The sequence below is a fragment of the Salegentibacter maritimus genome (assembly GCF_016236915.1).
GTDB classification, from domain to species: Bacteria; Bacteroidota; Bacteroidia; order Flavobacteriales; family Flavobacteriaceae; genus Salegentibacter; species Salegentibacter maritimus.
In genome coordinates this window covers 23219-35224 of sequence record NZ_JAEHOK010000004.1, presented here as the reverse complement: position 1 = coordinate 35224, position 12006 = coordinate 23219, and the positions used below count along the sequence as shown (strand labels likewise).

Annotated in this window: 10 protein-coding genes; 7 read left to right on the top strand and 3 right to left on the bottom strand. The window is 35.8% G+C overall.

The annotated features are described in order from the left end of the window. Window positions 1–19: 19 nt before the first annotated feature. From I6U49_RS04240 to I6U49_RS04220, 5 genes are all read left to right on the top strand, one after another. The gene (locus I6U49_RS04240) at window positions 20–1201 is read left to right on the top strand and encodes a glycosyltransferase family 4 protein (protein WP_198627705.1); all 1182 of its coding nucleotides are present in this window, start codon (window positions 20–22) and stop codon (window positions 1199–1201) included. Window positions 1202–1575: 374 nt separating this feature from the next. Further along, a complete protein-coding gene (locus I6U49_RS04235; protein ID WP_193711575.1) occupies window positions 1576–2727 on the top strand; it encodes an MraY family glycosyltransferase in 1152 nt (383 codons plus the stop codon). A 102-nt stretch (window positions 2728–2829) separates the two neighbouring features. Then, window positions 2830–3630, top strand: coding sequence for a polysaccharide biosynthesis/export family protein (locus I6U49_RS04230; RefSeq protein ID WP_198627704.1), 801 nt, complete (start codon window positions 2830–2832; stop codon window positions 3628–3630). Window positions 3631–3635: 5 nt separating this feature from the next. Continuing rightward, a complete protein-coding gene (locus I6U49_RS04225) occupies window positions 3636–6032 on the top strand; it encodes a GumC family protein (protein WP_198627703.1) in 2397 nt (798 codons plus the stop codon). Window positions 6033–6407: 375 nt separating this feature from the next. Then, the gene (locus I6U49_RS04220) at window positions 6408–7769 is read left to right on the top strand and encodes a capsule assembly Wzi family protein (RefSeq protein ID WP_198627702.1); all 1362 of its coding nucleotides are present in this window, start codon (window positions 6408–6410) and stop codon (window positions 7767–7769) included. 310 nt (window positions 7770–8079) lie between these two features. Here I6U49_RS04220 and I6U49_RS04215 read toward each other — a convergent pair whose 3' ends face one another. Next, window positions 8080–9084, bottom strand: coding sequence for an LLM class flavin-dependent oxidoreductase (locus tag I6U49_RS04215; RefSeq protein WP_370591097.1), 1005 nt, complete (start codon window positions 9082–9084; stop codon window positions 8080–8082). A 305-nt stretch (window positions 9085–9389) separates the two neighbouring features. Between I6U49_RS04215 and I6U49_RS04210 the strand changes: the two genes are divergently transcribed. Beyond that, window positions 9390–9755, top strand: coding sequence for a hypothetical protein (locus tag I6U49_RS04210; RefSeq protein ID WP_193711570.1), 366 nt, complete (start codon window positions 9390–9392; stop codon window positions 9753–9755). A 117-nt stretch (window positions 9756–9872) separates the two neighbouring features. Next, a complete protein-coding gene (locus I6U49_RS04205; RefSeq protein WP_198627701.1) occupies window positions 9873–10223 on the top strand; it encodes a DUF488 domain-containing protein in 351 nt (116 codons plus the stop codon). 13 nt (window positions 10224–10236) lie between these two features. Here the strand turns inward: I6U49_RS04205 and I6U49_RS04200 are convergent, their stop codons facing one another. Beyond that, window positions 10237–11208 (bottom strand): YpdA family putative bacillithiol disulfide reductase, encoded by a 972-nt coding sequence (locus tag I6U49_RS04200; RefSeq protein ID WP_198627700.1) that lies wholly within the window; start codon window positions 11206–11208, stop codon window positions 10237–10239. Then, entirely contained in the window at window positions 11195–11857 is a 663-nt protein-coding gene (rpe, locus tag I6U49_RS04195; RefSeq protein WP_193711567.1) for a ribulose-phosphate 3-epimerase, read from the bottom strand. Before rpe ends, I6U49_RS04200 begins: the two co-directional genes overlap by 14 nt. Window positions 11858–12006: the final 149 nt, after the last annotated feature.

The window sequence follows — 12006 nt, the reverse complement described above, 5'->3', positions numbered from 1 at the left end:
TAGCTTAAGTTTTAGGAATATGAGGAAAAATAAAATATGCATAGTAATAGGTTCTGCTATGAATTTAAATAGTCTTTACAAAGATCAATTTAAATATTTAATGAAAAATGGTTATGAAGTTACAGGTGTAGCTCCTTCCGGAGAAGAACATAACTGGTTGCAAAAGGATGGTGTTAAAACTAAAGTGATTCACTTAAAACGACCCCCCTCTATTTTTAATGATCTATTTAGTGTACTTCAACTAAGTTATTTTTTTATTTTTAATAGATTTGATATTATAAGTGTTTCTACTCCAAAAGCGTCTTTAGTTGGTACGTTAGCAGCTAAAATCTCCTTACAAAATAATATTATTTATACTTTAAGAGGTAGAGCCTATGAGGGCGCTACAGGTTTTAAAAAGAAGTTTTATGAGTTTATTGAAAAATTTGTTTGCAATAATGCTAAAAAAGTATTCTGTATCTCACACGAATTGAGAAAAGATATTATTAAAAAGGGTATTTGTGAAGAAGACAAAATTTTCACTATAGGATCTGGATCCAGTAATGGGGTAGACTTATGTAAATTCTCCAGGGATAAAAATACTTTAGAAAAAGGAAATCAAATTAGGGCAAAATACAATATAGGGAAAGATGATTTACTTATTCTATATTCTGGAAGAATACGAAAAGATAAGGGCATTAATGAGTTAGTAGATGCTTTTAATGAATTGTGCCAAAATCATCCAAATGTATACCTACTAATTCAAGGAAAGTATGATTATTTTGACCCACTAAGCCCGGAAGTCATAAAGATTATTGAAGAAAACCCTAGAATAATAGAAGCCGGTTGGAAAAAAGATATAGAAGGCTATTATGCAGCCTCAAATATTTTTGCCTTTCCAAGTCATAGAGAAGGATTTGGCAATGTAGCCATAGAAGCTTCAGCAATGGGGTTGCCCGTCATTGGTTTTGATGTTATTGGCTGTAGGGAAAGTATTAAAAATGAGGTTTCTGGAATATTGGTCTCAGAAATAAATGCGCAAGTATTCGCAAAAAAGTTAGAAGAATTGATTCTGAACCCAAATTTAAGAAATAGATTAGGTACACAAGGAAAGGAATGGGTATATAATAGTTTTGATTCCAAAATGATTTGGAAACATCTCCTTAATATCTATGATGGTATGTTAGATAAAGAAAATTATGCTTTTAAAGCAAATAGATAGAATTCTAAAAATAATTTACTTTAATATTTTAGATAACTTGTTTTTTACTTTATAATATAAGCTATAATTAAACTTTCCAATCTTATTTTTTAAAGAACGGCTTTACTAATTTTTTGATTTAAAAAAACTTCAATTTTAAATACTTTAGGAAAGAAGAGTCAAGTATTCTTCCTGAAAATTGATTTTTAATATTTACTTAAACCTTATAAAAAACAATATTGTTGAGTATGAATCCCAGCAGTATTAAGATTTAAAATATGTAAGATTCTCAAGTAAAATTGTATTCGTCTAATAATTACCCCAAGCATTGTTGCGACATAATACAATTTCAGGTCTCTTACTAGATCAAAGTTATCAAACCCAACCTACTTATTATGAATATTTTAGAACAAAATGTGCTTCTGGAGCTATTTCAGAGGTATTATCTATTTTTTGCTATCGGCGTCTTTTTATTAGCCTTTGTATTAACCTGGTACTTTATACCAAAAGTACTATGGGTAAGTCGCGAAAAAGTATTAATGAAGGAAATTAATGAGCGGAGTTCCCACACCCAGGCTATTCCTCCCTTTGGTGGAGTTTCCTTCTTCCTTGTCCTCGTGCTAATTATAAGTATACTGCAGGCCTTAAGAACTTCGCCTACAGGGAATCATCTTCTTGTTGGTCTTACCTTTCTTTTTATGGCTGGTTTAAAAGATGATCTCGTAATTTCTTCTGCAAAACTCAAGTTTATTAGTCAGCTATTTGCCGCCGGGTTCATTATTTTCTCACCAGAATTACAGCTAACAAATTTACATGGATTTTTAGGAATATTTGAGATTCCGGAAATACTAGGGTACGCTCTAAAGCTGTTAATAGTAGTTGCTTTAATTAATGCTTATAACCTTATTGATGGTATAGATGGATTGGCCGGGATAGCCGGAATTGTAATATCCCTTACATACTCCTGGGTTTTTTATGCAACTGGCCATCCCTATTTTGTGTTGATAAGTCTATGTATAGCCGGTATTTTAGGCGCTTTTCTAAGATTTAATTTTTCGCCTGGCGTAAAGAAAATCTTTATGGGAGATGGTGGTAGTCTTATTATAGGCTTTATGATTGCTTTCTTAAGCCTTAAAATCTTAACAATGCAACCTTATGAGGCTGTAGTAGATGGAGGTCTTCTTCCAGAGAATAGACTGCTGTTTGCCTGTGCTGTTTTGTTTTTGCCCATTTTTGATACCCTGCGCGTAATTATTATTCGTTTAAAAAATGGAAAAACCCCCTTTGAGGCCGATCGTAACCATATGCATCACGTATTATTGGATAATGGACTAAGCCACAAGAAAGCCAGTTTTGTACTTGGAGGGCTAAACCTTTCGGTTATTATTTTTTATTTAGAGTTAAGTCGGGGATTAAAAAGTACTGGAATGAGCCTGGCAATGCTTGGTGTCTTTTTGATTGTTGCTATCGTTTTTGCGGGTCTAAAAAAGAAGGCGCAACAAAGAATTATTAAAAAGGCCGAACCGGAAGTACCAAAGGAAGAGTAGAAAATAAAGAAAAGAGATTATGCCTTTTTACTTAGGCACAGTTAGAAATCAAGACCTTATTAAGTTTTTAAACAAAAGTAACTTTCAATATAATTTTAAATAATGATAAGATTCCCCAAATTTTTTAAGTTTCCTGCTATAGTTTTATTCATACTAAGCCTTACCAGCTCCTGTGTTTCGCGAGAGGAAATAGTTTACTTTCAAGGACTGGAGAAGGCTGAAGCAGTAATGGATAAACAAAAAGAAAATAGCCTAAAGATTAAGCCCAACGATTTACTTACTATAAGTGTTTCGGCAGCCGAACAAACTGCAGCTCTACCCTTTAACCTTCCGGTAATTGGGGTGTCTCAAGGAGGTTCAGATATGGGTATGAGCGTTACTGGAAGGCAACAATTGCAAACCTACCTGGTAGAAGATAATGGCAAGATAGATTTTCCTGTATTAGGTAATATAGTTGCCGAAGGCCATAGCCAACAGGAATTGGCTGCAAAACTTAAAGAAAAAATTAGAAGATATGTTCAGGACCCTATTGTAAATGTAAGGCTGGTTAATTTTCAAATTAGTGTGTTGGGTGAAGTCAATCGCCCAGGAACCTTTGATATTCAGGATGCTTATTTCACTTTACCACAAGCCCTGGGGATGGCAGGCGACTTAAGCATTTACGGAAAAAGGGATAATGTTTTAGTAATGCGGGAAATAAATGGAGTCACTACCCATGCCTATCTAGATCTAGGTGATGCTAATGTTATTAATTCACCTTATTATTATTTACAGCAAAACGATGTGGTGTATGTAGAGCCCAACGGCCCACAACGTCAAAGCGCTAGTTATAACCGGAATGCGGGTGTGTATATTTCTATAGCTTCAGTTTTAGTTTCAGTAGCCGTACTTTTAACAAGATAAGAATTATGTCTCAACAATCTTTACAAAATCGACCTCAGGAAGATCAGATTAACCTGAGGGAAGAAATTGAAAAATATTTATATTATTGGCCCTGGTTTGTGATGGGCGTAATCCTATGTTTGCTAATTGGGGTCTCATACCTTAAACTTACTACTTCTCAATATAGTACTACTGCCAGTATTATTATTAAAGACGAGAAAGGTAAAGGTCCAACTTCTGAAATGGCCGCTTTTACCGATCTAGGCCTTTTAAGTGGCATGGGAGCCAGTAGTATTGAAAATGAAATTGGTATTTTAAAGTCTAAGACTTTAATGACCCAAACCATTAAGGCATTGAATCTTAATATTAATTATTTTGAAGAAGAGAGTCTAAAGACTAAAGAACTTTATACTAAAACACCTTTTAAAGTTGTAGCGCTCCAGCTGAATGAGAAAGACCTGGTACATGCTATTAATGAAGGTTTAGGGAATACATATTATATTATCCCGAAATCTGACGAATATTTTCATTTGATTAATGTAGAGACGGATGAAGAAATAGAAGGGAAGTTTGGAGTAACGTTAGAAATAGATTTTGCCACAATTATAGTGGAAAAAACCGGAATAAACCAGGAACAGGATGCAGGGAAAATTGCTGTTCGTTTTAGTCCGATGGAGTCTGTAATTGCAAAGTATCGAGGGGCAGTTCAGGTTAATTTAACCGATAAGAATTCAAGTTTACTACAATTGAATTTGGTAGATCCGGTAAAGGAAAAGGCACAGGATATTTTAGATCAGTTAATTTTAGAGTATAATCAGCAGGCAATTGAAGATAAAAATTTGGTGGCGAGTAATACCGCTAAGTTTATAGATGAAAGGCTAGCTATAATAAACCAGGAGCTGGATTCAGTAGAAGTAGGTAAAGAGGAATTTAAAGAGTCGAATCAGCTTACAAATATAGAGGTCGAATCGGAGCAGTTTATTGAAAATGCCAGCGATTATAAAAAGCAACAACAGGAGGTTGGAACTCAATTGGAACTTGCCAATGCCATGATAACTTATCTGGAAACGGGTACTAATTCAGATCTTCTGCCGGCAAACTTGGGGATTCAGGAAGATGGAGTAAATGATATCATTAAAGAATATAATACCTTAGTTCTTGAACGCAATAGGGTTTTAAGTGGCTCAACCGAAGAGAATCCAGTAGTCTTAAGGCTAAATTCGCAAATAAACCAAATGCGCGCCAATGTTTTACAAAGTTTGGAACGAATGCGCAACAACTTTAGGATTGCCCAGGAAGATTTGGACCGCCAAATGGCGGTTATTGGTTCGCAAATATCTTCTGTTCCTGCAAAGGAGAGACAGTATAGGGGTATAGAAAGACAACAAAATATTAAAGAAGCATTGTATCTATTCTTGCTGGAAAAACGAGAAGAGAATTCGCTTTCACTTGCGGTTACGGCTCCTAAAGCAAAAATTGTGGACAATGCCTATAGTGGAAATAAACCGGTATCTCCAAAATCAAAGATTATATTATTAGCTGCTCTTATTTTAGGCTTGCTAATCCCCTTTCTCATTATTTACTTGAAGAATTTATTAAATAATAAAGTTACCGATAGAACCGATATAGAAAGTGCGACGAAAACAATACCAATTGTTGGAGAAATTCCCAGGATTTCGAGAAAGGAAAATGATTTAATAGCTGTAAACGATAGGTCGGTGCTTTCAGAGGCTTTTAGGATTATGGTTACCAATCTCCAGTATTTACTGGTAAATGCAGGCTATAAAGATAAGGGGGTGAAATTATTTGTGACTTCTACAGTGAAAGGTGAAGGTAAAACCTTTACAGCCTTTAATCTTGCCATTACTTTTGCAAATATGGGCAAAAAGGTAATTATTGTTGGGGCCGATCTAAGAAACCCGCAATTACAGCGTTATGAGTCTAATGCCCGTCAATATTCAGGTGTTAGTGATTATTTATATAACGATAAAGTGAAGCTTCAGGATATTATAGCACAATCTAAAGCGAATGAAAAATTAGATCTTATAGCTTCTGGCAATATTCCACCAAACCCATCAGAATTGCTTAGAAGTGACCGAATGGGGCATTTATTAAAAGAATTGGAGGAAATATATGATTATATTATTGTTGATACAGCACCGGCTATGTTGGTAGCCGATACTTTTTTGATAAATAAGTATGCCGATTTAACCTTATATGTTGTAAGAGCGGGTTATACCGAAAAGAAATTGCTAGGATTTGCCGAAGATTCTAAAAATGAAGGCAAGCTGCACGATGTTAGTTTTGTACTGAATGATGTAGAGCTCGCTAATTTTGGTTACGGAAATAAGTACGGATATGCCTATGGTGAAGAGAAAAAATCTTTTTTCCGTAGACTAAAAGATAAAGCGGCAATCTTTTGAATTGCTTTTCAATTTTAAAAACAGATTGTTTCTCCCAATGAAAACCGGGATCGCAATGACGGTTTTGTTTAGCCTAACGTCATTGCGAAAAGGCGAGAACCAATGCGGCAATCTCTTGTTGTAGAGAAAATAGTAAAGAAGGAGAAGAGTGAAGGAGAAAACAAAAGACGACTACAACTAATCAACCCACAACCGAGAATTGAAACCGCCAACCTCCAACTGACAACCACTTCTCGATACATCCCGATTCTATCGGGACACTCGAATTGAAATCACGTCTTTACGAGAAATAGATTGATTAGAGGGAAATTGATGACGCGACAATCTTTTCTTCTTTAACTCGAATGCTATTAACAACTCAATTAATATCTATCAATGATAAAAAAAATAGCCTTGGCAGGCTTTCTCAGCTTAATGTCCCTGGGCAGTTATGCACAATGGGATTTTTCAGGTTCAGTAAATCTTAATGCTTACCTTCATGATGGCGAATTACAACGTCTTCCATTTTGGATGTACCATAATCAGCGTGCCCGGGTTTCTGAAGAAACTAATATTTCGGGCTGGATTTCAACCAGGACATTTAGGGAGTTCAATAATGGAAATTCTCTGGAGATTGGAGCAGGGATATTATATCAGGATGGAATAAGGGATAAAATCTTTTTAGATGAGGTTTATGCAGCTTATAATAACTCCTGGCTGGAAGCTGTAATAGGAAGGAAACAGAGAAAAGAGCTTTATAAAGGCCTTAGTGCCACCAACGAAAGTATACTTTGGTCTTTAAATGCAAGACCAATGCCCGGGATATCTTTGGCCACCAACCGCACAATCTTTTTTAGCCCTCAATCGGCTTTTGGCTTTGAAGCGCATTGGAGTGATTATTTGATGGGAAAAGATCGGTTTGTAAGGAATACTCTTTTACACCACAAAGGCTTTAAACTGGTATATCGCCCAAGTCCCGACTTTGAGATAAAAGCCGGAATTCGTCATTTTGCACAGTGGGCCGGCGATTCCCCTGAATCAGGAAAACAACCAGATGGATTTTCAGATTATCTTAAAGTGGTTATGGGAAGAGAAGGTGGGGAGAATGCTGTTAATGGTGATCAAATTAATGTTTTGGGTAATCATTTAGGTTCTTATGAGCTGGAAATAAGAAAAAGGCTTTCTTCTGAAATGCAATTGCAATTTATTTATAACCATATGTTTGAAGATGGAACCGGAAGCCGATTTTCAAACTTCCCCGATGGACGCTACGGACTTTTCCTTGATTTTGATGATAAGCGTCGCTTGCTTAATGGTATATTATATGAATTTTACTATACGAGAAACCAGAGTATTAATTCGGGTGCTCCCCATAACAATGATAATTATTTGAACAATTTTCTAACCTATCATTCTGGTTTTACGTATGAAAATAGAATTCTTGGAGCACCGTTTTTTACTTATGATAAAGCCTTGGATCGGGTTGTGAACAATAAGTTTAGTGCTCACCACCTGGGACTTTCAGGGAGTTTTTCTAATTATTTTGTAAGTTATCCCTGGAAGTTGTTGTTAAGCTTTTCTCATAATGAAGGAAGGCATGGCGCTTTTTTCGTGCCTAATAAAGATGTCTATTCTGGTTTGTTTGATATACGTTTGTTGCAATCTTTTGTGGAGTTAAATCTGCAACTAGGGCTGGAAGTAAGCAACCTTGCAGAACCTTTATACGGCCTGGGTATAAACTTGCGAAAAGAGTTCTAAATTTTATTCTTACCAGTTTCAGCACGCAGTAATTTAGTATGCAGTCTCAATATGCATTATTCAATTTTATAAATTCTGTAGCTAAAATTTAAAAAGCTCCTTCTCTTTTTAAGGGAAGGTGGTGCATCGCAGAGGTCCCGGAAGGGTTTCTTGTTCAGTAAGCAGTGTGCAGTTTCGGTAAGCAGTAATTTAGTATGCAGTATGCGGTTTCAGCACGCATTTTTTATAGATTTTTATCCAGCGCACTAGACATGAAGCTTTCGATATCCAACTTAACGAACTAACGAATCCCGAACCAACCATTTTTCTTCTAAATCTCTCCCTTCATAATCTCTGAAAATATTTCAAAAGATCGTAATCTATCATTGTGGTCATAGATGTGGGAAACTGCAATAATCTCATTTACGCCTGTTTCTTGAATAAAAGCATTGGTTTTTTCTTTTACTGTTTTAGCATCCCCAATAAATGCATATTTAAGCATTCGTTGAAAACCTGGGTGAGCAAGAATTTCTTTATGCTCACTGGTAAACTCTTCCGGAGGCTGCATATAATCTATATTTCCGCTCATCACGCCAAGCATCATTTTAATAAGCGATGTCGATATTTTTTCAGCTTTAGCCGTTGTGTCGGCAGCGATTATATTTACCCCGGCCATAGTATAGGGTTCTTGTAGAAATTTTGATGGTTTGAAATTATTGTGATAAATACTAAGCGCCTGGTGTAGTTGGGCAGGTGCAAAATGACTGGCAAAAACGTATGGCAGGCCTTGTTCAGCCGCGAGTTGGGCACTATCTGTACTGGAACCCAAAATATAAACAGGAACATTTACACCCTCTGCCACGGTGGCCCGTACCTGTGCCTTTGTATTCTCTGCAGAAAAATAGTTTTGGATTTTTTTTACTTCCTCGGGAAACTTAAAAACCGACTTCATTCTATCTGAGCGGATTTCCTGTGCGGTAACTTGATCGGTGCCAGGAGCTCTTCCCAGTCCTAAATCTATTCTATTGGGATATAGTGTGCCCAGGGTGCCAAATTGTTCGGCAACAATTAAAGGGGAGTGATTAGGAAGCATAATCCCACCTGAGCCTACTTTAATCTTGGAAGTACCACCTGCAATATATCCTATTAATACTGAAGTGGCAACACTGGCAATACTTAGCATGTTATGATGCTCGGCAAGCCAAAACCTGTTGTATCCCAGTACTTCGGCTTTTTGTGCAAGGTCTAAACTTCTGTCAAAAGTTTCTTTAACATTAGAGTCTCTAGCTACGGTGGCCAATTCAAGAATCGAATAGGGGATATCCCTTAATTTTATATCCATTTTAGGTGTATTTTATATCTGTACATAGCCGAAATAGGTGAGAAATCCTTACAGAAAATCCACATAAACCCTTTATTTTCCAACTATTTTCAGGTGTTCTACTAATAAAAAGTTAAAAGTGTAATTGTGTTTTTGTCTGTAATTCGGTAACAAAAAAGTCTTTTAAGTACTTTTTTGTTACGAAAAATTGAATTAATTTAGATATATTAACAACTAGGAGTTAAATTTCGCATAAAAAGTTTCTGCCCGTTAAGTATACCTATAATTTAGCCTAAAACAAACCAATAAAATTAACACCTATGGCATCTTACTTGAATACCAACGAAATAAGATTGAGCCTTCAGCAACTGGTGAAACAATATGTTGAAGAGTGCGAATCTTGTAAACAACTCTCTGATGAATTTGTTAGCCTGATTAAACATAATTTTTGTGCTAAATATGTTTACTATAACAAAGAGAAACAGCAAATTGAAATAGGGATTGAGGCTTCTGAAGCTCCAGACACGTATCCGGACATTAAAATTTATAAATTTCCGGTAAAGAAAGCGGTAAAATGGTTGGATAAATCATTTAAAGATCAAAAACGAGATTTAGAATTTTATGGGAAACTTCTAAATAGGAATGATAACTTTAATTCCTCTGAAATTGTTTTGATGAATAGATAAGGATTTAATCACCAGTAATTAGCCGCCTAAGTAATTTTATTCGTTGTTCTTTTTTTTTAGTAAAACGAATAAAGTTATGTAGGCGGTTTTTATATATCTGCTTTTTATTTTTAGAATATGAATATAGAAATAGCAAGAATATACGAAGATAAAAAGGATTCGAAAAATATAAGGATTTTAGTCGACAGGCTCTGGCCCCGGGGCATCTCTAAAGAAGATGCATCTTTAGGTTATTGGCATAAAGAATGGGCGCCAGGAGATGATTTACGAAAGAAATTTCATTCAAATAAAGTTTCCTGGGATGAGTTTAGAAAAAGTTATAGGATAGAATTAAAGAAGAATAAAGAAAACATTTTAAAAGATTTAGAAGAACTGGATAAAAGAAAAACGCTTCAACTTTTATACGGATCTAAGGATAAAAAGCATAATCACGCCTTAGTTTTAAAAGAATTTTTGGAAGATCTTTAAAGTAAGCCGTAACTTATTTAGCCAGATCTTCCATAATCATTTTAGCATGTATCCGAGAGTTTTCTATAAACCATTTATGAGTTTCTACGCCGCCACAAATAACTCCTGCAAGGTAAATTCCCTTTACATTCGTTTCCATTGTTTCCTTATTATATTGCGGGATTTTTTTTCCATCATCAGATAGATTAATACCCATACTTTTCAGAAAATCAAAATTAGGACGGTATCCGGTAAGTAGGAGTACAAAGTCGTTTTCCAGGGTTGTTAAGCCTTCCGGAGTATCAATAACTACCTGATTTGGCCTAATTTCCTTTAAGTTGGCATTAAAGAATGCCTTAATGCTACCTTCTTCAATTCGGTTAATAATATCAGGGCGAACCCAATATTTTACCCTGGGGCCAATATCTTCCTTTCTAACTATCATGCTAACATCACCACCTTTTCGGTATATTTCAAGGGCTGCATCTACAGCCGAATTGCTAGCACCAACCACAACGGTTTTTAAGGTGGCATAATAATGCGGATCTCCGTAATAATGGGCCACTTTAGGCAAATCTTCTCCGGGGATATTCAAATAATTTGGGATATCGTAAAAACCGGTGGCAACCACTATATTCTTTGCTTCGTATTCTCCTTTAGAACTGGTTATTTTGTGAATTTCTCCTTGCGATTTTACTTTGGTAACTTTTTCAAATAAATTGATGTTAATTTTATTTGAAGTGGCTATTCGCCGGTAATATTCTAGCGCCTCGGCTTTTCTGGGTTTCGGGTTGTTGCTGATAAAAGGGATGCCATTCAACTCTAGTTTTTCTGATGTAGAAAAGAAGGTCATGTTGTTCGGGTAATGGTATAACGAATTTACCAAACAACCTTTTTCCAGGATGAGGTACGACAGATTTTTTTTCTCTGCTTCGAGGGCGCAGGCAATACCAATAGGGCCGCCACCTATTATAATTAAATCGTAAATGTTTTTAGGAGTTTGCAAGATTTTTTAAGTCTTTTATGGTTTCTACCTGATCTTCAGCTTTAAAGACATAACTGCCGGCCACCAAAATATCTGCACCGGCCTTTACCAGTTGAGAAGCATTTTCATTGGTTACTCCACCATCAATTTCAATTAAAGTAGCGGCATTATGCGTAACGATAAGCTCCTTTAAACGTTGCACTTTTTGGTAAGTGTTTTCAATAAAGCTTTGCCCGCCAAAACCTGGATTTACACTCATGATGCATACTAGGTCGATATCATTAATCACATCTTTCAATAAATCTACATTCGTATGGGGATTTATGGCTACACCGGCTTTCATTCCTTCGGCCTTTATTGCTTGCAGCGTACGGTGTAAATGGGGGCAGGCTTCGTAATGTACCGTTAGATTATCGGCTCCCAATTTTGCAAATTCTTTAATGTACCGATCAGGATCTACAATCATTAAATGAACATCAATGGTCTTTTCTGCATGCTTGGAAATAGCCTGAAGTACGGGCATTCCAAAGGAGATGTTGGGTACAAAAACACCATCCATAATATCTATATGAAACCAGTCGGCTTCACTTTTGTTCACCATTTCAATATCACGCTGAAGATTGGCAAAATCGGCAGCAAGTATAGATGGAGCAATAAGTTTTGTTGTCATAGTTTTTGTGCTGTATGTATGTACACGCAAAAATAACAAGATTATACGTATTTGATGCTTTCTGTAAAATTATTTAAGAGGCAGTTTTTATTTCATATAACTTCATCATAAACTTAAATATTGGACGGTTTAAAAAATATGGTAATTAT

What these genes read in the sequence shown, in the direction of transcription:
- I6U49_RS04240 (WP_198627705.1), top strand. Translation starts at nt 20, where the DNA reads ATGAGGAAAAATAAAATATGCATAGTAATAGGTTCTGCTATGAATTTA.
- I6U49_RS04235 (WP_193711575.1), top strand. Translation starts at nt 1,576, where the DNA reads ATGAATATTTTAGAACAAAATGTGCTTCTGGAGCTATTTCAGAGGTAT.
- I6U49_RS04230 (WP_198627704.1), top strand. Translation starts at nt 2,830, where the DNA reads ATGATAAGATTCCCCAAATTTTTTAAGTTTCCTGCTATAGTTTTATTC.
- I6U49_RS04225 (WP_198627703.1), top strand. Translation starts at nt 3,636, where the DNA reads ATGTCTCAACAATCTTTACAAAATCGACCTCAGGAAGATCAGATTAAC.
- I6U49_RS04220 (WP_198627702.1), top strand. Translation starts at nt 6,408, where the DNA reads ATGATAAAAAAAATAGCCTTGGCAGGCTTTCTCAGCTTAATGTCCCTG.
- I6U49_RS04210 (WP_193711570.1), top strand. Translation starts at nt 9,390, where the DNA reads ATGGCATCTTACTTGAATACCAACGAAATAAGATTGAGCCTTCAGCAA.
- I6U49_RS04205 (WP_198627701.1), top strand. Translation starts at nt 9,873, where the DNA reads ATGAATATAGAAATAGCAAGAATATACGAAGATAAAAAGGATTCGAAA.
- rpe (WP_193711567.1), bottom strand. Translation starts at nt 11,857, where the DNA reads ATGACAACAAAACTTATTGCTCCATCTATACTTGCTGCCGATTTTGCC.